Here is a 25036-nt window from a genome sequence, read left to right on the forward strand (position 1 = left end):
ATGAACGGATGCTTGACGCCATCGCCGTTGTTTCGCTGCCTGTTCGCCGCCGGCCTGGCGCTGGCGGCCGCCGGACCCGCCGGCGCGGCCGCCAGAACGAAAGCCCAGGCCGCGGACAATCCGGGCGAGGCCGTGCCGCCGCGCGCCGAGGCCGGCCCCAATTGCACGGGCGAAGCCGCGCGGCCGGCCCAGCTGGCCCTGCAGGTCGGCAAATCGAGCCTGATGCGCCTGCCCGAACCGGTCCAGCAGCGCAGCGTCGGCAACCCACTCGTCGTGCAGGCCCTGATGGTGGCGCCCGACACGCTGTACATCGCTGGCGTCGACGTCGGTACGACGAATATGATCATCCAGGGTAAAAGCGGCTTGTGCAGCGTGCTCGACATCACGGTCGCGATGGACCCGTCGGCCCTGCAGGCGACCTTGGCCGTCGCCTTGCCGGACGAGCACGACATCAAGGTGCTGGCCGCATCCGACGCCCTCGTGTTGACCGGCACCGTGAGCGATGCCACTGCCGCCGCGCGCGTCGTCGAACTGGCGACGGCCTACGTGCGGCGGCCGCTGCGCGCGCTGACCGTGCCCGACAAGCAGGATGCCGCCAGCCAGAACCAGCGCGAAGGCCAGAACCAGGGCGGCGCGGCGGCTGCCGCGGCGCGGGTGGTCAACATGCTGTCCGTCCGTGCGCCGCAACAGGTGCAGCTGGAAGTCAAGATCGCCGAAGTGTCGAAGTCGCTGCTCGATCGTCTCGAAGCAGGCGTCACGTGGCGTTTCGGTTCCGGCAGCTGGGGCGCGACCTTGCTGTCGAATTTCCTCACCGGTACGGCGCACGCATCGGTCCAGGCGCAGAAAGGCACCAGCGGCACCCTGGCCGGCGCGGCCGAGAAGCAGGACGGACTCGTGCGCGTGCTGGCCGAGCCAAACGTGATGGCGATCAGCGGCCAGGAAGGCACGTTCCTCGTGGGCGGCAAGTTCTACATCCCGGTCGCACAGGAGAACAACCGCGTGACGCTCGAGGAGAAGGAGTTCGGCGTCGGTCTGCGCTTCACGCCGACGGTGCTGGGGGGAGGGCGCATCAACCTGCGGGTCGCGCCCGAGGTCTCGGAATTGTCGCGCGAGGGCATCGGCATCTCGGCGACGGGTTTTTCCGGCACCGCCATCATGCCGGTCGTGACGACGCGCCGCGCCACCACGACGGTCCAGTTGTACGACGGCCAGAGCTTCGCGATCGGTGGCCTGATCAAGAGCAACCTCGTCGCCAACATGAAAGGGCTGCCGATATTGGGCGAATTGCCCGTGCTGGGCGCGCTGTTTCGCAGCACCGATTATCAACAGGACCGTACGGAACTGGTGTTCGTGATCACCGCGCACCTCGTCAAGCCCCAGGCCGGCAACAGCTACACGCTCCCGACCGACAAGGTGGGCGAGCCGTCGCGTGCCGCGTTGATGCTGGGCGGCCGCCTCGATGGACCGCCGCCACCGGCGTCGACGGCCGCCTTGTCGGCGCCGGCGCCGGTGACACCGCCGGTGCATAGCGCGGGCGGCTTCGAATTGAAATAGGAGAGAGCGATGGCCATCACGACCCCATGCAAGGGAATGGCGTGCGCGGCGCTGGCGGGCATGCTGCTGTGCGGATGCAGCACGACGCCGCGCTTCAACGAACACTTCGGCCAGTCCGTGCGCGCCAACGTGGCGGCGCAGGTACTCGATCCGGCCGCCGCGGCGAACACGAATCCGGCGGCCGGCATGGACGGTGCCGCCGCCGCCATTGCCCACGAGCGCTACCAGAATTCGTTCAAGGAACCGGAAAAACCCGTCAGGCCGCTCGTCATCAGTGGAGCAGGCAGCAACTGACGCACCGTCCGCCCTGAACATCCCGATTGCCGTCCCAAGGACCACGATGAAAGCCCTCCTGATCAGCCGCGACACCCAGCTTTACGCGGAGATCGCCTCCCAAGGCGCGGCGCGCGTGCCGCCACTGAACGTCGCCGCCAGCCGCGCCAGCCTGCGCGATGCGCTGGAACGCCCGCTGTCCGACAGCCCGAGCCTGATCATCGTCGACATCAGCGACGCCGATGCCGATGCCGCCGACGGTGACCTGCTGGAGCGCCTGACCCGCCATTATTCGGCGGCGCATTTCATGCTGTTGACCGACAATCACCACCCCGACCTGTTGATCCGCGCCATGCGCGCAGGGGTGCGCGAAGTGCTGCAACTGCCGCTGGTGCATCGCGCGCTGCACGAGGCGATCGACCGCATCGCGGCCAGCGCCGGCGTGGCCGCGCTGCGCGACGGGAAGATACTCGCTTTCATCGCCTGCAAGGGCGGCAGCGGCGCCACGTTCATCTCCACCAATTTCGGCTACGCGCTGGCCACGCTGGCGGACAAGAAGGTCTTGCTGATCGACCTGCACCGCCAGTTCGGCGACGCCACGCTGTACGTGTCGGACCAGAAGCCGGCCATGACCCTGTCCGACGTGTGCCAGCAGATCGCCCGCATCGACGGGCCGTTCCTTGAGTCCTGCCTCGTGCACGTGGCGCCCGGATTCGGCGTGCTGGCGGCGGCCGACGATCCGGGCCAGAACGTCGAGGCCAAGCCCGAACACATCGACACGATCCTGCGCGTGGCGCGCCAGTACTACGACTACATCCTGCTCGACGTCGGCCGCCAGATCGACGCGGTGTCGCTGCGCGCGCTCGACAGCACCGACGCGATCTACCCGGTGCTGCAGCTCGCGTTGCCGGACATCCGCGACGCGCGCCGCCTGCTCGACATCTTCCGCTCGCTCGGCTACGTGACCGACCATATCCGCCTGATCGTCAACCGCTACGAAAAGGGCGGCAAGCTGCGCCTGCAGGATCTGCATGCGGCGCTGGGAGCGGAAGTGCTGCACACCGTCCCCAACGACTACATCGCCGTCACCGACTCCGTCAACCAGGGCATACCCGTGCTGCAGCTGGCACGCACGAGCGCCGCCGCGCGCAGCCTGGCCGATCTCGTCGAAGTAGTGACGTCGCGCCGCATTCCCGAGGCCAAGGGCCTGTTCGACCGCCTGTTCGGGCGCGGCGAAGACGATTGATTGTTCAAGGAGCCACCCATGTCCCTGCGCGAACGCCTGTCCGTGACGGACGAGGAGCGCCAATACCAGCCGGTACCGGCCGCGGCGCAACAAGCCTACGCGGAGCTGAAGAAGACGATGCACCAGATGATCCTCGACCGGATCGACCTGGAGCGCCTGAAGCGCCTGACGAGCGAACAGTTCAAGCACGAGCTGGCGCTGCTGGTCCAGCGCATCATCGAGGAAGAACGGATCGTGCTGAACCAGCAGGAGCGCCATCACCTGGTGCTCGACATCCAGCACGAGATGCTCGGCTTCGGTCCCCTGGAGCCCCTGCTGAACGACCCGACCGTCTCCGACATCCTCGTCAACACGTATGACAAGGTCTACGTCGAGCGGCGCGGCCGCCTCGAGCTGACCGACGTTTCGTTCCACGACAACGCGCACCTCATGAAGATCATCGAGAAGATCGTCTCGCGCGTCGGCCGCCGCGTGGACGAATCGAGCCCGATGGTCGACGCGCGCCTGCCGGACGGCTCGCGCGTCAACGCGATCATCCCGCCGCTCGCAGTGGACGGCCCGCTCGTGTCGATCCGGCGGTTCGGCGCCTCGCCGCTCACGGTGCAGAACCTGCTCGACTACAAAAGCGTCACGCCGCCGATGATCAAGGTGCTCGAAAGCCTCGGCCTCGCGAAAGTGAACATCCTGATCTCGGGCGGCACCGGCAGCGGCAAGACGACGATGCTGAACCTGATCTCCGGCTTCATCCCGGGTAACGAGCGCATCGTGACAATCGAGGACGCGGCCGAACTGCAGCTGCGCCAGCCGCACGTCGTGCGCCTCGAGACGCGCCCGCCGAACATCGAAGGCAAGGGCGAGGTGACGCAGCGCGCGCTCGTGCGCAACTCGCTGCGCATGCGCCCGGACCGCATCATCCTGGGCGAGGTGCGCGGACCGGAAGCGCTGGACATGCTGCAGGCCATGAACACGGGCCACGAGGGTTCGCTCGCCACCATCCACGCGAACACGCCGCGCGACGCGCTCGCGCGCCTGGAAAACATGGTCGGCATGGCCGGCGTGAGCCTGACGCCGCGCGCCATCCGCCAGCAGATCGCGTCCGCCATCACGGTGATCCTGCAGGCCTCGCGCCTGGCCGACGGCACGCGCAAGGTCGTCAGCATGCAGGAAATCACGGGCATGGAAGGCGAGATCATTTCGATGCAGGAGATCTTCCGTTTCGAGCAGACGGGGATCGACGCCGACGGCAAGGTGCAGGGTCATTTCTGCGCGACGGGCGTGCGGCCGCGTTTCGCCGACCGCCTGCGGATGTTCGGCGCGGCGGTACCCGAGGATACCTTCGACCCGGACCGCGTCTTCACCTGAACCGCGGAATCGCCGCGAAAGCCTCGCATGGACATCCTCTTCTACGGATTCATCGTCTTCCTGTTCGCCGCCATCATCCTCGGTATCGAGGGCGTGTATCTCTGGTGGGTGAACACGCACGGCGCCAGTGCCCAGCGCATCGCGCGCCGGCTGCAGCTGATGTCCGGACACCAGGGCAAGAACGCCGAACGCATCTCGATCCTGAAGCTGCGCCGCTTCGGCCGGCACGCGCTGACGGAGCGCCTGCTGCAGCGCGCCCGCTTCGCGCACCGCATCGACCGGCTGCTCGTGCAGGCGGGCATGGGGTGGTCGGTCGAGCACTTCCTGCTGTGCTCCGGCGTCGTCGCGGTTTTGGCCGGCTATCTCGTGCTGCAGTGGCCGATGCCGTTGCCGGTGCCGGTGTTGGTGCGTGTGGCGCTCGTACTGCTGTGTGCCTTCGTGCCGTTGCTGCTGGTGCGCCGCGCACGCCTGCGCCGCCTCGCGCGCATCGAGGAGCAACTGCCCGACGCCGCCGATTTCATCGCACGCGCGCTGCGTGCCGGCCACTCGTTCTCGAACGTGCTGCAAATCGTCGGCAACGAATTGCCGGAACCGCTCAGCGGCGAGTTCCGCATCGCGCGCGAGGAGATCAATTACGGCGTGCCGCTGGGCGAAGCGCTGCACAACATGGCGTCGCGCATTCCGCTCACCGACCTGCGCTATCTCGTCATCGCGATCCTGATCCAGCGCGAGACGGGCGGCAACCTGGCCGAAATCCTCAGCAACATCAGCCACATCATCCGCGGCCGCCTGCGGCTCGCGGCCCAGGTCCGCGTGCTGTCGGCGGAAGGACGCATGTCCGCCTGGATCCTGGGGCTGCTGCCGTTCGCCGTGGGCGCCATGCTGGTGCTCGTGAATCCCACGTACATCATGGTCCTGTGGACCGATCCGGCCGGCGTCAAGCTGCTCTGGACCGCGCTCGTGATGATCATCGTCGGGGTGATCTGGCTGAAGCGGATGATCCGCATCCGCATCTGAGGAGGCATCGATGACTCGCGCACAGCTGCTGTTCCTGTTGATCGTCTTCGCGGTGGTCTGCTGCCTCGCGTGGCTGGCGGCGGTGCTGTTCGCGCCCGCCGCGCTGCGCGCCCGGCTGGCCAGCTTCATGGGGCACACGGACGACGGCCAGGCGCAGCGCAGCAGCTGGGTCGAACGCGTGGCGCGCGCGGCCAAGCCCCTGACGAAGCTGTCGGTGCCGGACGAGGGCTGGGAAAAATCGGCGCTGCGCACCCGCTTCATGAACGCCGGCTGGCGCAATCCGGCCGCGCCGACGTTGTACTTCGCATCGAAGACGGCGCTTGCGCTGGGACTGCCCGCGCTCGTCGGCCTCGTGCTGGCGTTCGTGCCCGCCACCGTCGCCGGCTTCGAGACGATGGCCGTGCTGCTGTTCGCGGCGACGTGCGGCTACTACCTGCCGAACGTGATCCTCGACCGCGTCGTCAAGCGCCGCAAGCGCGAGATCTTCGAGAACATCCCCGATGCGCTCGATCTGCTGACCGTATGCGTGGAGGCGGGCCTAAGCCTCGAGCGCGCGCTGGTCAAGGTCGCCGCCGAGATCCACGTCAAGAGCGTGACGCTGGGCCAGGAGTTGCAGCTGGTGCTGATGGAGACGCGCGCCGGCTTCAGCAAGGAAAAGGCGCTGCGCAATTTCGCGCTGCGTATCGGGCTGGACGACATCGATTCGCTCGTTGCGATGCTGATCCAGTCCGAGCGCTTCGGCACGAGCATCGGCGACGCCCTGCGCGTGTATTCGGAGACGCTGCGCACCAAGCGCCGCATGGTGGCCGAAGAGGCGGCCGCCAAGATCGGCCTGAAACTGTTGTTCCCTCTTGTCTTTTGCATCTTCCCGACCTTGTTGATGGTGCTGCTCGGCCCCGCCGGCATCCAGATCACCAAGATCTTCGGCACCGCCCTGGGCGGTACCAACTGATTCGACGGAGATTGCCATGCGCTCGCGTATCCTGTTGTCCGCCTTGCCCCTGTTGTGCAGCGGCGTGCTGCTGCTGGCCTGCAGCAGTCCGCCGCCGCAGCCCGACGCCGGCGGACCGGCGTTCTCCGCGGCGAACGACAACTACCTGCGCGGCCGCAACCTGTACCTCGCGCGCCGCTACGACGATGCGATCGCCGCTTACGAGGCCGCGCTGCGCCTCGACGCCACGCACGTCAACGCGCGCAACGGGCTGGCGATCGCGTACGCCGAGAAGCGCGATTTCGCCCGTGCGATCCCGATCTGGCGCGACCTCACGCGCGACGCCACGATGGCGTCCGGCCCCGCGGCCGCCTTCCTGTTTGCCAACCTGGGTTATGCCTACCTGCTCAGCGGCGACTTTGACGCGGCCCAGGTCGCGCTCGAAAAGGCCTGCCTGCTCGATCCGCTGGACCAGCGCGCCTGGCAATACCTGGGCGAGACCCTGTTGAAACTCGGCCAGGAAGAACGCGGCCGGCAGATGCTGCGCCAGGCCGAGGCCTTGCGTGCGCACGACTTCCGCGCCGACTATGCGACGGCGAACGGCGGCACGCGGCTGCCCGCCATCGAGCAGGCCGTCAAGGCCGACCAACGACCCGACGAGGAATGGGCCGTCGTCGAGGTGGTCCGCAGGGACGACGGCATGCTCGAACTGCGTCGCGTGCCGTCGAAAGAGGCCGCGCCGATCGCCCGGCCGTCCGTGCCGGAGACGGTCGCCCGACTGGAGATCAGCAACGGCGACGGCCGCCAGGGCCTCGCGCGCCGCGTGGCGCGCCAGTTGCGCGATGCCGGGCTCACGGTGGTGCGCCTGACCAACGAAAAAGGGTTCGGCGTGCGCCGGACGCGCGTCGAATACCAGCCGGCCTTCCGGACGGTGGCGGAACGCCTGGCGCGGCAGGTCGGGACCGGCGAACCGGTCGAGGCCGGCATGGATGGGCGCGCAGACGTGCGCCTCGTCATCGGCCACGACGTGCCGCTGGACCGCATCGGCGACAAGCCGCCGTCGGGGCTGCTCGTCGCACTGGCAGGCGGCGCCGACGGCCTGGCGCGAACCGTGCCGATTCCACAACAGTAGCGGGCGACAGGCTGTCCCGAAATTCGGAATAATAAAATTCTTGATAACTCGGGAGAAGCGCCATGAAGCTCATTCGTTTCCAGACCGCTATTGCTCAGTCTGTTCTCGCGACCTCGCTGCTGGTCTCGCTCGTCGCCTGCGCCCCGACGCCGACCCGCGAAGGCACGGGCGAATACATCGACGACTCCTTGATCACCAGCAAGGTGAAGGCCGCGTTCGCTGCCGACCCGACCGTCAAGGCGACCCAGGTCAAGGTGGAAACGTTCAAGGGAACGGTGCAGCTGAGCGGGTTCGTCGACTCCCGTGAATCCGCCGAGAAGGCCGTGGAAATCGCGCGCAACGTCAAGGGCGTGAAATCGGTCAAGAACGACACGGTGATCCGCTGACGCCGGCACGGCGGCGCCGTGCCGGCGCACCGCTTTACTGCCAGCTGACCTTGCCGAAGCCGTTCGTCGTCGCATTGCGCGTCGCCGGCTTGCCGTACACGGTGGCCGAGCCCATGCCGCTCAGGTTCACGTTGGCCGCCGTTTTCGCGTACACGCTGGCACCGCCGAGGCCGGTCATGTCCAGATCGACCGTTTCCGCGCGCAATTGTTGAGCGTCCAGGCCACCGACGCCGCCCAGTTGCGCGCGCAATAGCTTCGTCTGGCCGGCCACGGTGATATGGCCGGCGCCACCCAGGTGCAGCTCGATGCGCTCGGCCTGGCCGGGGTTCAGCGTGAGACCGCCGACACCGCCCAGGCGTGCATCGACGTCGCGATACTGTCCCGTGAAGCGCACGGCGCCGGCGCCGTCCAGCGCCAGCTTCAGCTTGTCGCCGCTGAAGCCGGACACGTCGCTCGAGCCGACGCCCTGCGACACGAATTCCTGCAGGTTCGGTACGGTGAGGTCGGCGCGCAGCTCGCTCTTGTTGTTGCCATCCATACGGGTATTGTTTTCCATGTCGATGACGAGCGTATCGCCGCGCTGCGTGGTCGTCACCTTCGCGACATAACGCTTGTCGCCGGACACGACGAGCGAAGGCGTCGATCCCTGGTGCAGGTTCAGGCGGATCACGCCGCCCAGGCGCACTTTCGATACGCTCGCATCCACGGGGCGGTTTTCGCGGACGAGGTCGTCAGCCAGCGCAGCATGCGTGCCGATTGCCAGGGCGATGGCGAGGACGGCGCTCTTGATCAGGTTGTTCATATCGGGTCTCCGTTGGTGTGCTGTTGGAATCACTATAGGCAAGTGCCATGCACGGAACCCGGCGATTGCGACGGATTGCAGCATTGGCGGTACAGGCCGCGAAAACGCCGCGCCGTCCCGCTGTCACCCGCGCACGTCGTCCCAGGACAGCCCGAACCGCGCCAGGTATTTCTTGAGGCGGTCCGCATCGTTCGGCTGGCGCTTGGCGGTGCGCGACACGGCGAACAGCTTGCGGCCCGCATCCGACAGCGACACGGACTGGCGGCACACGCCGAGGACGGCCTGCAACTGCAGCGCGTCGAACTGGTCGAGCTGCGCGGCCGCGGCCGCCCCCAGCACCTGATCCAGATCCGCCGGCTGCGCCACGGTATCGTGGAACGGCCGCCACAGTTGGCGCAGGCGCGCGATCTCGCCGGCGACGATGGCATCGTTGATACGGCCGGATTCGGCCAGGGTGGCCATCCGGGTCATCGACGCGGACAGGTCGCGGAAATTGCCCGTCCAGCGTGCGTCCTGCGACATCGCAAAACGCATGTAGTGATCGCGCGCTTCCTTGTTGAAGCGCACCATGTGCCCGTGTTCGGCGCCGAATTCGCGCAGCAGGTACTCGATGTTCGGCTCGATGTCCTCGCTGCGTTCGATCAGTCCCGGCAATTCATATGTCCATAAATTGATCCTGGCGAATAGGTCTTCGCGGAAGCGGCCGTGCGCGACTTCGCGCGCCAGGTCGCGGTTCGTGCCGGCGACCAGCTGGAAGTCGCTGTGGACTTCGTGGTCGCCGCCGACGGGCAGGAAGCGTTTTTCCTCGATCGCCTTGAGCAGCATCGCCTGTTCGTCCAGGCCCAGTTCGCCGATCTCGTCCAGGAACAGCACGCCCTTGTCGGCCGTGCGCAGCAGGCCGCTGCGTTCCGACATCGCCCCGGTGAACGCGCCCTTGACGTGGCCGAACAACGTGGAACCGGCACCGTCGCCATGCAAGGTGGCGCAGTTGATTTCGACAAAACGTCCGGCCACTTGCCGGCGCGTCTTTTTGAGTTCGTACAAGCGGCGCGCGAGGAACGACTTGCCTGCGCCGGTCGGTCCCATCAACAGGATCGGCGCACGCGATTTGATGGCCACGCGTTCGATCTCGTCGATCATCGTGTTGAAGCGCACATTGCGCGTCGCGATGCCGGATTTCAGGAAGGCGACGGCATCTTGCTGCTCGCGCGAGAAGCGCCGCGCGATCTGGTCGTATTTCGACAGGTCGAGGTCGATCAGCGCCAGCGTACCGGGCGCGCCGGGCGCGTGGCGGCGCGGCGGCGAGGTCTGCAGCAGGCTACCCGGGAAATAGCGCGCCTCCGTCATCAGGAACAGGCAGATCTGGACGACGTGCGTGCCCGTCGTGATGAGGATCCAGTAATCCTCCCGATCGGGCTCGAAGGGATAGGCGCGCGCGAAGTCGAACAGCGCGCCGTAGACCTGTTCGAAATCCCATGGGTCGTCGATGTCGATCTGGCGCGGCACGATCTCCGTTTCCGGCGATACCGTCCGGATGTCTTGCGTCACCTGGTCGACCAGCCTCGTGGGATCACGGTTGAACAGCAGTTCCAGGCGATCGATGACGATGTCTTCGTGCTGCGTCAACGCCACCGTCGGCCGCCATTTTTCCCAGCGTGCGCTCCCTGTGCCGCTGTCGAGCTGGGTGCCGATGAAGCCGATCACGACGGTTTTCTTCTTATCCATCTTATAAAGACTTATAAATTTGGATAACTCTAGCATGTTTTGCTTTTGCCAAGGCAGACGCCGGTTTTTCGCCTACGAGATAAAAACACAAGTAAATCAATGAATTGCGAGGCCAGGAATCAGATCGGCGCTGCCTGGCACGCCGATTGCAAAAGAAGCGATTGCGAGATAAAGGGACGGAGACGATGATGGGTTGGACGATCAGCGTCGGCACGGCCGGCGCAAGAGGCAGCAAAACGAAAAATGGATGGCCGCAGACGCTGTCGGTCAGCTTCGACGCACACGGCGTGAGGGCGCGGGTGACGGCGAACCCGGACGCCGTCGCGCTCGCATCCGATGTCGCCGGTGCGGTGCCGGCCTGGCAGGCGCGGCGCGTCTGGCAAAACGTGCTGACCACGCTCGTGGGCACGTGAACGAATACGAAAGAGAGAGTACGAAAATGGCGAAACATGAACACTACGATGTGCTGAACGTGGAAGGCGGCCGTCCCGTCAAGATGTGGACGCGCGGCGTCCCGGTGGAAGAGGAGGCGAAACGCCAGCTGGCCAACACGGCGCGCATGCCGTTCATCTACAAGCACATGGCCGCGATGCCCGACGTCCACCTGGGCAAGGGGTCGACGATCGGCAGCGTGATCCCCACGCTGGGCGCCGTGATCCCGGCCGCCGTCGGCGTCGACATCGGCTGCGGCATGATGGCCGCGAAGACCACGCTGAGCGCGAACGACCTGCCGGACAACCTGGGGCCGCTGCGCAGCGCCATCGAGCGCTCCGTGCCGCACGGGATGTCGCCGAAGACGCGCGGCTTCAAGGGCCGCGACAAGGGATCGTGGGATACGCCGCCGCAGCCCGTCGACCAGGCCTGGATGACGCTGAAGGACGAGTTCGACGACATCTGCCGCAAGACCCCGCGGTTGAAGAACACGAACAATTACAAGCACCTGGGAACGCTGGGCAGCGGTAACCACTTCATCGAGATCTGCCTGGACGAGCAGGGCTTCGTGTGGTTCATGCTGCACTCCGGCTCGCGCGGTGTCGGCAATGCGATCGGCTCGCATTTCATCGAACTGGCCAAGCAGGACATGCGGACGCACTTCATCAACCTGCCGGACCAGGACCTGGCGTACCTGCCGGAAGGGACGCAGCATTACGACGACTACGTCGAAGCCGTGGGCTGGGCCCAGAAGTTCGCACGCATGAACCGCGAAGTGATGATGCAGAACCTGATCGCGGCCGTGCGCACGGTCATCACGAAGCCGTTCGAGACGCACGTGGAGGCGGTGAACTGCCACCACAACTACGTGCAGAAGGAACACCACTTCGGCAAGGACGTGCTGGTGACGCGCAAGGGCGCCGTGTCCGCGCGCGAGGGTGAGCTGGGTATCATTCCGGGTTCGATGGGCGCGAAGAGCTTCATCGTGCGTGGCAAGGGGAATCCGGACAGCTTCCACAGCTGCAGCCACGGCGCCGGCCGTACGATGAGCCGCACGGAAGCCAAGCGCCGCTACTCCGTCGAGGACCAGGTGCGCGCCACGGAAGGCGTCGAATGCCGCAAGGATGCCGACGTGATCGACGAGATCCCGATGGCCTACAAGGACATCGACGCAGTGATGGCGGCACAGAGCGACCTGGTCGAAGTCGTGCACACGTTGAAGCAGATCGTCTGCGTCAAGGGATGAAAGGACAACACATGATCGAACTGGATGGCGCCGTCGGCGAAGGCGGCGGCCAGATCCTGCGCAGCGCGCTCACGCTGGCCATGATCACGGGGCAGCCGTTCCGCATCCGGAACATCCGCGCGAATCGCGCCAAGCCGGGCTTGATGCGCCAGCACCTCGTGGCCGTGCAGGCGGCGCTGCGGGTGTGCGGCGGCGACGCGTCCGGGGCCGCGCTCGGCAGTCAGGACCTGACGTTCCTGCCGGGGCCCGTGAAGGGGGGCGACTACGCGTTCGCGATCGGTACGGCCGGCAGCTGCACGCTGGTGCTGCAGACCGTGCTGCCGGCCTTGCTGGCGGCGGACAAGCCGTCGACATTGACGCTGACGGGCGGGACGCACAACCCGATGGCGCCGCCGGTGCAATTCCTGCAGCGCGCCTGGTGTCCGCGCCTGGCCGAGATGGGGGCGCACATCGACATCCGCCTCGAGCGCTTCGGTTTTTATCCGGCCGGCGGCGGCGGCGTCGAGGCACGCGTGGCACCGTGCGCGCGACTGCTGCCGCGCACGTGGATGACGCGCGGCGAGCGCCGTGCCGCCTATGCCGAGGCGTTCGTGGCCGGCGTGCCGGGGCGGGTGGCGCAGCGTGAGCTGGAATGCGTCGGCAAGTCGATGAACTGGGGCGACGATCAACTGCTGATACGTGGCCTGCCGGCCGACCAGGGGCCGGGCAACGCGCTGATGCTGACGCTTGAATACGAGCACGCGACCGAGGTCTTCACGGCGTTCGGCGAAAAATCCGTGTCATCCAAACAGGTGGCGCGCCAGGTGGTGCAGCGTGCGCGCCAATACCTCGTGTCGGAAGGCGCGTTCGCCGAATACCTCGCCGACCAGATGATGCTGCCGCTCGCGCTGGCGGGTGCCGGCGGCTTTACGCTGGACGAGGTGTCCATGCATGCGCGGACCAACGCTCAAGTGATCGAGATGTTCCTGCCAGTGAGTTTCCACTTCGGACGGCACGATGGCGTGGACAGCTGCACGGTGACGGGCCGGACGACGGCTAACTCATCGGTTCAATAGATATTTCCTTATAAAACTTTATATTAATGCAAGCAATTTACAGATATGCATAAGAATGTCGAGTAAATTTACATTCATTGTGCATAATCTTATTTTGTCATACAAATCAATGGCATTTTGTTACTGGCATAGCTCTTGCTAACCTCGGTCCCGTGGTACTTTTGATAAACCTTTTTCATGAACTAGGACCGAGAATGAGATTCAAACCCGCTGTCGCCTTGCTGGCGCTGACCGTATTCGCAACCGGCGCCCAGGCGACCGACCTGTCTTTCACGGGTAACTTCAACCATGACAATGACGTGCAAGCCTTTACCTTCACGGTGAGCAGCACGTCGAGTGTGACCCTGCGCAGCTGGTCGTATGCCGGCGGCGTGAACGCGAACGGCGACACGATCGCCCGCGGCGGATTCGATCCGATCCTGGGGCTGTTCGACTCGACGGGCAACAAGCTCTACGAGCAGGACGACGCCGGATGCGGCGTGGTGGCAGGCGATGCCGTGACGGGCCGTTGCTTCGACGTCAAATACACGACTGACCTGGCGGCTGGGACGTACACGGTGACGGTCCAGCAATATGACAACTTCGCGGCGGGTGCTCATCTGTCGGACGGGTTCGATCGCGACGGCGTCGCCTACCAGAACTTCCGCAACGGCTTCGTCGACGTGGCTGGTGACAAGCGCGATGCGCACTGGGCATTCGACATCCTGAACGTCGACTCGGCCGTCGTCGTTCCGCCGGCGGACGTACCGGAACCGGCGTCGCTGGCACTGCTGGGCATCGGTGCGCTCGGGCTGCTGCGCCGCAAGCGTGCTTAAGCTGCGCTGAGCAGCCAAACACAAAGGGGTTACGAGTTTGTGCTCGTAACCCCTTTGTTTTTCAATCGCTCAGATCCCGATTTATCCGGAAAGGCGTTCTTCATCGGCAGCAACGCTCGGCGAGGGCTGGGGCGGCAACAGGAGATCGTCGAGCGGGATCGCCACGTCATTCTTGACAGGTGTCGACGATCCTAGCCTGGTCACATTGTGGACTTGATCGATCAACTTGCCGATCCAGCCCTTGTGCCGCTCGCACAGAAGCGCGAGCCATGCGGCGACCAGGAATGGCACGAGGTAGATGGCGGCAACGAACACGGGCCCGCTCGTCAACTTTGCGCCGTACAGAATCGCCTTGATGAAATACATGAGCGGGTAATGGAACAAATACAGCCCGAAACTGATATCGGCACCGACCTGGATCGGCCATGCAAAGCGCTGCAGTACCGCCTGGAAGCGGTCGGCAATGCGCGAGAATCCATAAATATTGATGGCGACCAGTACGCCGATGAGGTAGCTCGCCGGCCAGAAACCCACCTTCCATTTCGCACCCGCCGCAATGCCCGGGAAGGTCTCCGCAAGTACCGGACCGGCATTGAATGCTGAAAATGCGAGGGCAGCAACGATTGAGCCGAGCCAGAACGTCCAGCCGACCAAAGCCGACGTACCGCGGCGCGCCACGGCAAAGTGGATGGCGGAGCCCAGCAGCCAGATCGGGAGTCCCACCAGAATATCCGGGCCGGCGATCGCGGCAGCGCAGGCGATGGCGATGTATTTTTTCTTGCCGGAGAAATAGACTGCGGCAGCGAAAATCATGTAGTACCAAAATTCGTAGGAGAGCGACCAGAACGGCCCATTGGTACCCGGATAGATGTTCGCATGCCAGACCTGGTTGAGGAACAGGGCGTTCAGGCCAAGCGACGCGACCCATTTGAAGATATTGTAGGGCTGCATGGGCGAATAGGCGTCCAGCGAGATGGATTGCCCTATCGTGTCCCATACCATCGTCAGCACCAGCGCCGGCAAGCAGACGGACCATAATCTGACGAGGCGCGCGCGGAGGAACGCGTACCCGTCGGGCTGTTTCATGCCCGAGAACGTGATGAGCATCCCGGACAGAACGAAAAATACGAACACCGCCTCGCTGCCCATATTCCCCACGTAAGGGATGCGCATTTTCGTAAAGTAACCGGCATGAGAGACATACACCGCCAGCGCAGCCAGGAACCGCAAGAGGTTGAGGTAGGAGGACAGTGATCGGTTCATCAGCGTTGAAATAAAGTATGGACGATGAAGTTGGACTAGGAAGCCAGCCGCTCTCTTTGTTGCTCAGCCAGGTCAACGCCGGTTGCCGCTTGTCCGGCTGGACGGTGTTCGTCCCCGCCGGCCGCATCAACAGGTAGCGGGTCGGGGACGGCGGCCTTTTTCTTGTCAGGCCAGATGTTGCTCAACTTCGAGCGATACCAGCTCGTACGCCGTTCGGTCAGCGTGCCGAGTATCCAGACGCCAGCCATCAGGAGCCCGAAAAAGACGGGCGCTGAACGCACGTGCAGACCGTTCCAGAGGATGACTGCGAGCGGCAGGTGGAATACGTACAGCGAGAACGTGAAGCTGGATAAATAGCGGATGACGGTCTTGAATTTCAGGGCCAGCTTCATGCCGAGCGAACCCGCGGCCAGGAAATTCAACGCCACGATCAGGCCCAGTATGAAATCGCCGACGAATTGATTCGACCCTTGGGTGACCTGAATCAACCACGGCGACACCACGCGCATGGCTTCGCGTATCTGGATGCCGGCATCGAACCAGAAGAACGCCAGGCCCGCCGCGAGCGATACGACGAACAGCGACAGTGCATAGCGCGGTTTCAGCGGCACCATCTTGCGGTGTAACACGACGCCGAGCAGCCAGACGGGCATCAGCAACAGAATCTTCGGCCCGGCTACCAGGGCGGCACACGCGAGCAGCGGAACACTCCGGTAATAGCACCACAGGCCAAACAGGATGTAATACCAGATTTCGTAGTCCAGGGACCATAGCGTGCCGACGTAAGGCATCGCCACGTCTGTCCATGACTGCCCGAGAAACGCGAGGTTGATACCGATATCTTGCCAATCAGAGCCGCGTGGGCTGCCATACCTGATGAGGTTGGGGATGCCGACACTCGCGATGGCGATGGAAAGCAGCGCCGCGGCCAGCACGACGGGGTAGATCCGCGCGATCCGGTGCAGCGCGTAACCTTGCAGGCCAAGGTCGGGCCTTGCTGCATGGGAAATCACAAAACCCGACAGTACGAAAAAGATGACGACGGCCGAATGCCCGGGCCAGGGCAGGGGGTATTGCGGAAAAAGAAAGGACCAGACGTGCGTCAGCAGGACGATGAAAGCCGCTGCGAGGCGCACCAGGTCGAGGTAAATCGAAAGCCCATCCGGGATGTTACGTTTCATGCGATTCGGGTGAGACTGAAACCGTTGAGGTCGAATGACCCATGATGTCAAGGTCTTGCTAAAAAGTCACTCATTATCACCCCGATCTCGACAAGCGCACGCATTGTTTCGGTAAATAAGTGTGACAAACAACGGTGAATCTTGGCTGCAGGAAATTAGTGTGCCGATTCGCCTGGCTAGTGACACACGGTAGCGCGTGTACAAACCCCAGAAAGCAAAAAGCCCAACCGTAAGGACCGGGCTAAGTGCTTGATTCCATTCGTGCCGGCTGCAAACATGGAAAGAGCATTTCAACGTGTGCACGAGGGGCGCGACGTTTTACTTCAACACGTAACCATATCAATGACTTACTGATGAGTGCATGCGATTGTGGACGAGCGCTCTACAGCTTTTCGATCTGCCGGTCGATCGCCTTGCGAGCCCGCTCGTCACGTTCGCTATAACGGTCCGTCAGGTAGTCAGTACGGCCGCGCATCAACAATGTGATCTTGAAAAGCTCTTCCATCACGTCGACGACGCGGTCGTAGTAGGCCGAGGGCCGCATGCGCCCGGCCTCGTCGAACTCCTTGTAGGCCATCGGCACGGAGGACTGGTTCGGAATCGTGAACATGCGCATCCAGCGGCCCAGCAGACGCAGGGTATTGACGACGTTGAAGGACTGTGAGCCGCCGCAGACCTGCATCACGGCCAGCGTGCGGCCCTGGCTCGGCCGGATGGCGCCCATTTCCAGTGGAATCCAGTCGATCTGGTTCTTCATCACCGCCGTCACCGCGCCATGGCGCTCCGGGCTGCACCATACCTGCCCTTCGGACCACAGGCATAGCTCACGCAGTTCAACGACCTTCGGATGTGTCTCCGGCACGCTGCCGACCATCGGCAGCGCCATCGGGTCGAAGATCTTCACCTCGGCGCCGAAGTGTTCCAGGATGCGCGCGGCTTCTTCGGTCAGGAAGCGGCTGAACGAGCGTTCGCGCAGCGAGCCGTACAGCATCAGGATGCGCGGTGGATGACGCATGTCGCCGACAGGTGCAAGCTTGTCGACCGTGGGCAGGTCGAGTAGTTCCGGTTTGACGTTGGGGAGATTCGGGATTTTTTCCATGTCGATGCTTTCGTTCAGCTCAGGCGTACGGCCAGGGCGCTCAGGGTCACCAGCAGGATCGGCAGCGTCAGCAAGATACCGATCCGGAAATAGTAGCCCCACGAGATCTGAATATTCTTTGTCGACAGCACGTGCAACCACAACAGCGTGGCCAGGCTGCCGATTGGCGTGATCTTCGGGCCGAGGTCGGCACCGATGACGTTCGCGTACACCATCGCCTCGCGCACGACGCCATGGGCCGGGGTGGCATCGATGGCAAGGGCGCCCACGAGCACTGTCGGCATGTTGTTCATGATGGACGAGAGGATGGCCGTGATGAAGCCGGTGCCGAGCGCCGCGCCCCAGATACCGTGCTCGGCGCAGCGGTTCAACACGGCCGTCAGATAATCGGTCAGGCCGGCGTTACGCAGACCATAGACCACCAGGTACATCCCCAACGAGAACACGACCACCTGCCAGGGCGCCCCGCGCAGCACTTCCCGGGTCGAGATCCGATGTCCACGCGCGGCGACCGCGAGCAGGAGGGCGGCACCCGCCGCGGCCACGGCACTGATCGGGATGCCGACCTTATCCAGCCCGAAAAAACCGGCGAGCAGCATCGCCAGCACCCACCAGCCAGTCACGAAGGTCGCACGGTCATGGATCGCTTCTTCCGGTCGCTTGAGCTGGGCCAGGTCGTAGTCGGCGGGGATGTCCTTCTTGAAGAACCAGACCAGCGCAGCCAGTGTGGCGCCCACCGACATCAGGTTCACCGGCACCATGACGGCGGCATAGCGCGCGAAACCGATGCCGAAGTAGTCGACCGAGACGATGTTGACGAGGTTCGACACGACGAGCGGCAGGCTGGCCGTATCGGCGATGAAGCCGGCCGCCATGACGAAGGCCAGTGTCGCCCTGGGAGAAAAGCGCAGGGCAGCCAGCATGGCGATGACGATCGGCGTCAGGATGAGCGCGGCACCATCGTTTGCGAACAGCGCGGCGACGGCGGCGCCAAGCAGGACGAGCATGACGAACAGGCGCCGGCCGTTGCCGCCACCCCAGCGCGCCACATGCAACGCAGCCCACTCGAAGAAGCCGGCCCTGTCGAGCAGCAGGCTGATGATGATCACGGCAACGAAGGCGCCGGTGGCGTTCCAGACGATGTGCCAGACAATCGGAATGTCGCTCACGTGGATGACGCCGGCGAGCAGGGCCACGGCAGCGCCGGCCGATGCGCTCCAACCGATGCCCAGCCCACGTGGCTGCCAGATGACAAGGGCAAGGGTCGCCAAGAAAATGAGGAATGCGGTAAACACAAGATCTTTCAGGCGGTCGTGGCTGCAGGCTCACGACAACGGCCGGGATCATCCCCCTGCCGCAGGTTGAGTGAGTGATGGATCAAGCGTCGATGTGCCCGATGTGATCGAGTTCCGTCTTGAGCTTCGTGCGGTCGCCTTTCAGCTGGTCCAACGGGAGGGCCAGGAATGCTTCGATGCGCGCGCGCAGGATCGCGTAGGCTTTCTCGAAGGCGGCGGTGATCTCGTCTTCGGTACCGACGACGTGGCTTGGATCCTCCACGCCCCAGTGCGTCCGCAAAACGGGACCGAGATAGGCCGGGCAGGTTTCGCCCGCTGCACTGGCGCAGACGGTGACGACGATGTCCGGCGTCACCGGCAGGTTCTCCCAGGACTTGCTGTGGTAGCCCTCGGTCGGGATACCTTTGCTGGCCAGCAGGGCAAGTGCGCGTTCGTTCAGCTTGCCGGTGGGCTGACTACCGGCGCTGCTGGCATGCCAGCCGCTTGGCGCCAAGTGATTGAAGACGGCCTCGCTGATGAGCGAGCGGCAGGAATTGCCGGTGCAGAGGAAGAGTACGTTCACGTTGGATCTCGGGGTCAAAGAGGCATGAAGACAGCGGTGTTCAGGCGCCGCAGGTGGATGTACGCGGCTCACAGGCCGGGCTGCCGGTCGGGGAGCAGGGGTTGCCGCCGCAGCAGTTCTCGGTCAGGAACCCGAGCAAGGCGTTCATGGCGTCGAACTGCGCGGCATAGATGACGAACCGGCCTTCCTGTCGCGGCACGATGAGGTTCGCATTGGACAGTTCTTTCAGGTGGAACGAGAGCGACGATGGCGGCATGCCAAGCGCTTCCGCGATCTTGCTGGCGGCAAGGCCGCCGGGCCCGGCTTGCACGAGGAGCCGGAAAGTCGCCAGCCGTGATTCTTGCGCGAGGGCGGCCAGCGCTACGACGGCATCTTTATTGTCCATGATCGATCCGTTATACATTTCCATATTTCTAGTATAGTCGAATCATTGCTTGCAGTGCAAAATGACGTTCGACCGACTGCGTTAATCAGCAGCGGTTACAGCAGTTGAAACAAGCGATCGGGGCGCTATAACTAACGGGGCGCGTACCGTTATTGACCGAGGCGTAGCTCCCAGTAACCGACATCGATCCACCTTCCGAACTTCATCCCCACTTCCGTGAAGTGGGCGACCTTGAGAAAGCCCAGTTTTTCGTGCAACCGGACACTGCTTTCGTTTGGCAAAGCGATACCGCCGATCACGACGTGGACTTCGCGTTTGCGCAGTTCGTCCAGCAGCGCGCCGTAGAGAAGGCGTCCTAACCCCTGCCCGGCAAATGCCCGGTCGAGGTAGACCGTGCTCTCGACCGAATATCGATATGCGGAACGCGCCCGCCACTTGGTGGCGTAGGCATAACCTGCGATCCTGCCGTCGACCTCGAGGACCAGCCAGGGCAGGTTGGCAGCGCCTACGTCGGCGATGCGCTGGGCCATGTCCTGTGGGGTGACGGCTTCCTCTTCGAAGGTGATGGCCGTGGTCGCGACGTACGGGTTGTAGATGGCGCAGATCGAGGCGGCGTCGGCGGCAGACGCGAGTCGAAGATGGGTGCTCAGCATGGCGTGTCGTCAAGGTTGGACAAGGAAAGCGCCATCAAACAGGCGCTGGCAGGACATAACTGTTTGAATTCACGGGTGTCCCGAATCGCAGGCGGTGCGTCTTTCCGCGCCACGGAGAGAAAGCCGTGGCGCTCGAAAAATGGCGCTGCGCTTTCGGTGAGCAGGTAGACGTGCTTGACCCCTGTAGTTCCGGCATCGCGAAGGACGTGCCGCAGCAACGCGCTGCCGTGATGCTGCCCGCGCAGCTGCCGGGCCACGACAAAAGAGCGCAGCAATGCATCGGCACCGTAGTCCTCGAAGCCACCGACGGCGATCACATCCGCCCCGCTGACCCCGACCGTGAACCGGGCGAGGTGATCGGCGGCGTCTTCGGTGGGCAAGGATGCTGTCCGCAAGAGCTCCTGGATCTGCGGCCAATCGGAGGGCAGAGCGCGACGATACAGCACTTGTTGCCCCGAGCATGAGAGAAACGGCGGACGGAGGTTTGGGTCCAGATTGATCAGGACCTGTTCCAGAATGCTGGCCAGATGGCCGTCCTGGACCGGTGAGAGTGGGCTGAGCAAGGAAGCCGCATGGGCATTGAGGCGGTCATCGAGCGCGGTTGCACGGACTCGGCCGGCAGGCGACAGGCGCAGCTGTACGCGGCGTTTGTCGGTCTCGTCCGGTGCCCTCTCGACCAGGCCCGAGTCCACCAGACGGTGGATGCCACGACTGATCCAGCCCTTATCAAGCATCAACCTGTTCGCAAGCTCTTGTTGGGTTACGCCGTCTGCTGGCAGTAGTTCTGTCAGCAGGTGGCACTCGACCGTCGATGCAGTGTCACCGCACTCGGCAGTTCGGCGCTGGGACCGGACATATTGGCGTACCACTTCGCGTAAGAGGGCAGGGCTCTTCATTTTTGGATACCGTTGTCAATGACAACAATATCTGCGAAGGCCCGCTTTGTTGTCAAGTAAACAGTACTCGTAAGCCGGGTTACACAACGGTTACTTGAACCCAGAAAGCAAAAAGCCCAACCATGAAGGCTGGGCTAAGTGCTTGATTCTTTGGTGCCGGCTGCAGGACTCGAACCCGCCACCTGATGATTACAAATCAACTGCTCTACCTGATGAGCTAAGCCGGCGATGTGGCCAGAATTATACCCTTATTTGATACGGGTCAACGTCGGACGACCACCTTTTTTGGGTGGTTCATCGTCATCGTCGGGTACATGCGACATGTCGGCGGTCGTCTTGGCCGGGACGGCGGCCAGGCCCGGGGCCGGGCTGGATGTCGGCTCCGGTGTCGCCGGGGGCAGGTCGGCGGCCGTCGTCGTCACGTCGAAGGCCATGCCCTGGCCGTTTTCGTTGGCGTAGATGGCCAGTACGTTGTGCACCGGGATGTACAGCTCGCGCGAGACGCCGTTGAAACGCGCGCGGAACGTGATCGCGTCGTTGTCCATCTTCAGCCCGGACGTGGCGCCGTAGCTGATGTTGAGGATGATCTCGCCCTTTTTCACGTATTCCATCGGAACCGTGGTGGCGGCGTCGACCTTGACGGCCAGGTAGGGCGTGTAGCCGCTGTCCGTGCACCATTCGTAGATGGCACGCAGCAGGTACGGCTTGGTGGAGATGTCTGGCATAGTTATCGGGGCGTGATGCGGGATGTTACACGCCAGTGTACTTCGATTCGCCTGCGGCGTCGTAAACTGGCGTGCAACGGCGGCGCCTTAGCGGCGCATCACCTTTTCGGACGGGGTCAGGGCTTCGATGTAGGCCGGACGCGAGAAGATGCGCTCGGCATATTTCATCAGCGGGGCCGCCGTCTTCGACAGTTCGATGCCGTAATGGTCCAGGCGCCACAGCAGCGGGGCAATTGCCACGTCCAGCATCGAGAATTCGTCGCCCAGCATGTACTTGTTCTTCAGGAACAGCGGAGCCAGCGTCGTCAGGCGGTCGCGGATCTCGGCGCGCGCCTTGTCGTGGCTCTTGTCGCCCACTTTATTGCGCTCGTTTTCGAGCGTGTTCACGTGGACGAACAGTTCCTTTTCGAAGTTGAACAGCATCAGGCGCGCGCGCGCGCGCATGAGCGGGTCGGCCGGCATCAGCTGCGGATGCGGGAAGCGCTCGTCGATGTATTCGTTGATGATGTTCGATTCGTACAGAATCAGTTCGCGCTCGACCAGGATCGGCACCTGGCCGTACGGATTCATCGTCGAGATGTCCTCGGGCTTGTTGAACAGATCCACGTCGCGCACTTCGAAGTCCATGCCCTTTTCGAACAGGACCAGGCGGCAGCGCTGGGAGAACGGGCACGTGGTGCCGGAGTAGAGAACCATCATGGTTTATAGTTCCTTCAAGAAACAAAGGGGTGAAGCGCCAGGCGGCTCACCCCGAATAGAAATTGCCCGCATTATAACCGGGCAATCAACTCACTTTACGTCTTTCCAATAAGAAGCATTCAAAGACCAGGCAAGGAAAGCGAAGAAAGCGAGGAAAATCACGACGATCGCACCGAGGCGCTTGCGAAAGTCGCGCGCCGGTTCGGCCATCCAGTCCATGTAAGCGACGAGGTCGGCCACTTGCGTATCGAATTCCTGCGGGGTCAGCGTGCCCGGCGTCACCTGCTCGAAGCCGGCGAAGCGGTGCACTTTTTTGCCTTCCTCGTGCGGATCCGGTTCCTCGACCATCTTGACCGTACGCACACCCTGCAACTGCCACAGCACGTGCGGCATGGCGACGTTCGGCACGACCAGGTTGTTCCAGCCGGTCGGGCGGGTCTCGTCCTTGTAGAACGTGCGCAGGTAGGTGTAGATGTAGTCGGGGCCGGAACCGGCACTCGACGCGCGCGCGCGCGTGATGACCGACAGGTCAGGCGGAACAGCGCCGAACCAGGCTTTCGCATCCGCGGGACGCATCGCGATCGTCATCATGTCGCCCACCTTCTCGCCCGAGAACAGCAGGTTGTTCTTGATCTGGTCTTCGCTCAGGCCCAGATCACGCAGGCGATTGTAGCGCATCGCCGATGCGGAATGGCAGTTCAGGCAGTAGTTGACGAACAGCTTGGCGCCGTTTTGCAGGGAAGCGATGTCCGTGCGTTCGGGTGCCCGGTCGAGCGCGAACCCACCTTCGTTCGCGAACGCGAATCCCGGCAGCAGGGCCAGGACCGCGAGCAGTTTTTTCGAAAAAAGCATCATGGTTGTCCTTTGGCTTGAATTCCAGAAATCAATGCGGGGTGAACGTAACGCGCTTGGGCACGGGCTTGAACTGGCCCATCGCGCTCCACCACGGCATCAGGAGGAAGAAGCTAAAGTACAGCAGGGTGCAGGCCTGGGCGACCAGCGTGTAGGCCGGGGTCGGCAACTGGGTGCCGAGGTAGCCGAGCGTCAGGAACGCCACGAAGAACACGGCGTACACGATCTTGTGCCAGCTCGGGCGGTAGCGGATCGATTTCACTGGCGACTGGTCCAGCCAGGGCAGCAGCGCCAGGATCACGACGGCCGAGCCGAACAGCACGACGCCCCAGAATTTCGCGTCCAGCACTTGCGGCAGCATGCCGATCTCCGCCAGCACGGCGACGATGGTCACCGCGACCTTGGTCTTGTACGACAGGCGCGAACGCATCCAGATGAGTACGACATACGCGGCCAGGCCGAGCATCACGATCCACATGAAGTCCGACGTCGTCGCGCGCAGCACGGAGTAGAACGGCGTGAAATACCAGGTCGGCGCGATGTGCGGCGGGGTCTTCAGCGAGTCGGCCGGCAGGAAGTTGTTGTATTCCAGGAAGTAGCCGCCCATTTCCGGTGCGAAGAACACGACGGTGCTGAAGATCAGAAGGAACATCGAGACGCCGAACAAGTCCTTGGTCGTGTAGTACGGGTGCGACGGGATGGCATCGACCCCATGGCCGTCCGGGCCGAGGTTTTCCTTCACTTCGATACCGTCCGGGTTGCTCGAGCCCACTTCGTGCAGCGCGATCAGGTGCGCGGCGACGAGGCCCAGCAGCACGAGCGGGATCGCGATCACGTGGAAGGCGAAGAAGCGGTTCAGCGTCGCGTCCGACACGACGTAGTCGCCGCGGATCCACAGCGACAGGTCCGGGCCGATGAACGGGATGGCGCTGAACAGATTGACGATCACCTGGGCGCCCCAGTACGACATCTGGCCCCACGGCAGCAGGTAGCCGAAGAAGGCTTCGGCCATCAGGCACAGGAAGATCGCGAAGCCGAACAGCCAGATCAGCTCGCGCGGCTTGCGATACGAGCCGTACAGCAGGCCACGGGTCATGTGCAGGTAGACGACGATGAAGAACGCGGAGGCGCCGGTGGAATGCATGTAGCGCACGAGCCAGCCCCAGTGCACCTCGCGCATGATGTTCTGCTCGACCGAGTAGAACGCGAGGTTGGCATCCGGCTTGTAGTACATCGTCAGGAAGATGCCGGTGACGATCTGCAACACCAGGATCAGCATCGCCAGCGAGCCGAACAGGTACCAGATGTTGAAATTCTTCGGCGCGTAGTAGCGGCCCCACTGGTCGTTCCACAGTTTCGTCAGGGGGAAGCGGTCGTCGACCCAGGCCAGGGCCTTGTGGCTTTTCGGCGCGTCGGCCGGGAGTTTGGTTTCCTTGAACGCTGCGCCCAT

26 protein-coding genes and 1 tRNA gene are annotated in these 25036 nt (G+C 63.6%); 12 read left to right on the forward strand and 15 right to left on the reverse strand.

Annotated features, from left to right (window positions below; genetic code table 11):
- The 8 genes from HAV22_RS06195 (at window position 1) to HAV22_RS06230 (ending at window position 7901) form a co-directional block, all read left to right on the forward strand.
- On the forward strand, window positions 1-1554 hold the full coding sequence (locus HAV22_RS06195) for a type II and III secretion system protein family protein (RefSeq protein ID WP_166857655.1): 1554 nt from the start codon (window positions 1-3) through the stop codon (window positions 1552-1554).
- A 9-nt stretch (window positions 1555-1563) separates the two neighbouring features.
- Window positions 1564-1848: a hypothetical protein gene (locus HAV22_RS06200; RefSeq protein WP_229421109.1), complete on the forward strand. Its 285-nt coding sequence runs from the start codon at window positions 1564-1566 to the stop codon at window positions 1846-1848.
- A 46-nt stretch (window positions 1849-1894) separates the two neighbouring features.
- Complete coding sequence (locus tag HAV22_RS06205) at window positions 1895-3073, forward strand: CpaE/TadZ family protein (protein ID WP_166857657.1); 1179 nt, start codon at window positions 1895-1897, stop codon at window positions 3071-3073.
- An 18-nt stretch (window positions 3074-3091) separates the two neighbouring features.
- Window positions 3092-4435: a TadA family conjugal transfer-associated ATPase gene (locus tag HAV22_RS06210; RefSeq protein WP_166857659.1), complete on the forward strand. Its 1344-nt coding sequence runs from the start codon at window positions 3092-3094 to the stop codon at window positions 4433-4435.
- 27 nt (window positions 4436-4462) lie between these two features.
- The gene (locus HAV22_RS06215; RefSeq protein WP_166857661.1) at window positions 4463-5452 is read left to right on the forward strand and encodes a type II secretion system F family protein; all 990 of its coding nucleotides are present in this window, start codon (window positions 4463-4465) and stop codon (window positions 5450-5452) included.
- 10 nt (window positions 5453-5462) lie between these two features.
- Complete coding sequence (locus tag HAV22_RS06220) at window positions 5463-6404, forward strand: type II secretion system F family protein (RefSeq protein ID WP_166857663.1); 942 nt, start codon at window positions 5463-5465, stop codon at window positions 6402-6404.
- 16 nt (window positions 6405-6420) lie between these two features.
- Window positions 6421-7515, forward strand: a complete 1095-nt coding sequence (locus HAV22_RS06225; RefSeq protein WP_166857665.1) for a LytR C-terminal domain-containing protein — start codon at window positions 6421-6423, stop codon at window positions 7513-7515.
- A 62-nt stretch (window positions 7516-7577) separates the two neighbouring features.
- Window positions 7578-7901 carry a BON domain-containing protein gene (locus HAV22_RS06230; protein WP_166857668.1) on the forward strand — a complete coding sequence of 108 codons (324 nt, stop codon included), beginning with the start codon at window positions 7578-7580 and terminating at the stop codon, window positions 7899-7901.
- 34 nt (window positions 7902-7935) lie between these two features.
- Here the strand turns inward: HAV22_RS06230 and HAV22_RS06235 are convergent, their stop codons facing one another.
- Complete coding sequence (locus HAV22_RS06235; RefSeq protein WP_166857670.1) at window positions 7936-8703, reverse strand: GIN domain-containing protein; 768 nt, start codon at window positions 8701-8703, stop codon at window positions 7936-7938.
- Window positions 8704-8826: 123 nt separating this feature from the next.
- Complete coding sequence (rtcR, locus tag HAV22_RS06240) at window positions 8827-10428, reverse strand: RNA repair transcriptional activator RtcR (protein WP_166857672.1); 1602 nt, start codon at window positions 10426-10428, stop codon at window positions 8827-8829.
- A 188-nt stretch (window positions 10429-10616) separates the two neighbouring features.
- Here rtcR and HAV22_RS06245 point away from each other — a divergent pair, with 188 nt between their 5' ends.
- The 4 genes from HAV22_RS06245 (at window position 10617) to HAV22_RS06260 (ending at window position 13976) form a co-directional block, all read left to right on the forward strand.
- Window positions 10617-10841 (forward strand): hypothetical protein, encoded by a 225-nt coding sequence (locus HAV22_RS06245; RefSeq protein WP_166857674.1) that lies wholly within the window; start codon window positions 10617-10619, stop codon window positions 10839-10841.
- A 26-nt stretch (window positions 10842-10867) separates the two neighbouring features.
- On the forward strand, window positions 10868-12106 hold the full coding sequence (locus HAV22_RS06250) for an RtcB family protein (protein WP_166857676.1): 1239 nt from the start codon (window positions 10868-10870) through the stop codon (window positions 12104-12106).
- Between the two features lie 11 nt (window positions 12107-12117).
- Window positions 12118-13161 (forward strand): RNA 3'-terminal phosphate cyclase, encoded by a 1044-nt coding sequence (gene rtcA / locus HAV22_RS06255; RefSeq protein WP_166857678.1) that lies wholly within the window; start codon window positions 12118-12120, stop codon window positions 13159-13161.
- 194 nt (window positions 13162-13355) lie between these two features.
- Complete coding sequence (locus tag HAV22_RS06260) at window positions 13356-13976, forward strand: DVUA0089 family protein (RefSeq protein ID WP_166857680.1); 621 nt, start codon at window positions 13356-13358, stop codon at window positions 13974-13976.
- An 81-nt stretch (window positions 13977-14057) separates the two neighbouring features.
- Here HAV22_RS06260 and HAV22_RS06265 read toward each other — a convergent pair whose 3' ends face one another.
- The 13 genes from HAV22_RS06265 to HAV22_RS06325 form a co-directional block, all read right to left on the reverse strand.
- A complete protein-coding gene (locus HAV22_RS06265; protein ID WP_166857682.1) occupies window positions 14058-15239 on the reverse strand; it encodes an acyltransferase family protein in 1182 nt (393 codons plus the stop codon).
- Between the two features lie 35 nt (window positions 15240-15274).
- Window positions 15275-16420, reverse strand: coding sequence for an acyltransferase family protein (locus HAV22_RS06270; RefSeq protein WP_166857684.1), 1146 nt, complete (start codon window positions 16418-16420; stop codon window positions 15275-15277).
- A gap of 382 nt (window positions 16421-16802) precedes the next feature.
- A complete protein-coding gene (gene arsH / locus HAV22_RS06275) occupies window positions 16803-17519 on the reverse strand; it encodes an arsenical resistance protein ArsH (protein WP_166857685.1) in 717 nt (238 codons plus the stop codon).
- Between the two features lie 14 nt (window positions 17520-17533).
- Window positions 17534-18814, reverse strand: coding sequence for an arsenic transporter (locus tag HAV22_RS06280; RefSeq protein WP_166857687.1), 1281 nt, complete (start codon window positions 18812-18814; stop codon window positions 17534-17536).
- Between the two features lie 82 nt (window positions 18815-18896).
- Entirely contained in the window at window positions 18897-19376 is a 480-nt protein-coding gene (locus HAV22_RS06285) for an arsenate reductase ArsC (protein WP_166857689.1), read from the reverse strand.
- A gap of 40 nt (window positions 19377-19416) precedes the next feature.
- Complete coding sequence (locus HAV22_RS06290; RefSeq protein WP_166857691.1) at window positions 19417-19761, reverse strand: ArsR/SmtB family transcription factor; 345 nt, start codon at window positions 19759-19761, stop codon at window positions 19417-19419.
- Between the two features lie 149 nt (window positions 19762-19910).
- Window positions 19911-20414: an arsinothricin resistance N-acetyltransferase ArsN1 family B gene (locus HAV22_RS06295; protein ID WP_166857693.1), complete on the reverse strand. Its 504-nt coding sequence runs from the start codon at window positions 20412-20414 to the stop codon at window positions 19911-19913.
- Window positions 20408-21310: an arsenic resistance N-acetyltransferase ArsN2 gene (gene arsN2, locus HAV22_RS06300; protein ID WP_208296082.1), complete on the reverse strand. Its 903-nt coding sequence runs from the start codon at window positions 21308-21310 to the stop codon at window positions 20408-20410. The genes HAV22_RS06295 and arsN2 overlap by 7 nt, the downstream gene beginning before the upstream one ends.
- Before the next feature lie 151 nt (window positions 21311-21461).
- Window positions 21462-21537: transfer RNA gene (locus tag HAV22_RS06305), tRNA-Thr, on the reverse strand.
- A 21-nt stretch (window positions 21538-21558) separates the two neighbouring features.
- Window positions 21559-22035, reverse strand: coding sequence for a ClpXP protease specificity-enhancing factor (locus HAV22_RS06310; protein ID WP_166857695.1), 477 nt, complete (start codon window positions 22033-22035; stop codon window positions 21559-21561).
- Window positions 22036-22122: 87 nt separating this feature from the next.
- Window positions 22123-22734, reverse strand: coding sequence for a glutathione S-transferase N-terminal domain-containing protein (locus HAV22_RS06315; protein ID WP_036231132.1), 612 nt, complete (start codon window positions 22732-22734; stop codon window positions 22123-22125).
- 90 nt (window positions 22735-22824) lie between these two features.
- Window positions 22825-23586 (reverse strand): cytochrome c1, encoded by a 762-nt coding sequence (locus HAV22_RS06320; protein WP_166858130.1) that lies wholly within the window; start codon window positions 23584-23586, stop codon window positions 22825-22827.
- A gap of 31 nt (window positions 23587-23617) precedes the next feature.
- Entirely contained in the window at window positions 23618-25036 is a 1419-nt protein-coding gene (locus HAV22_RS06325; RefSeq protein ID WP_166857697.1) for a cytochrome b, read from the reverse strand.

The sequence above is a fragment of the Telluria antibiotica genome, assembly GCF_011682055.1.
Lineage (GTDB): Bacteria > Pseudomonadota > Gammaproteobacteria > Burkholderiales > Burkholderiaceae_D > Telluria > Telluria antibiotica.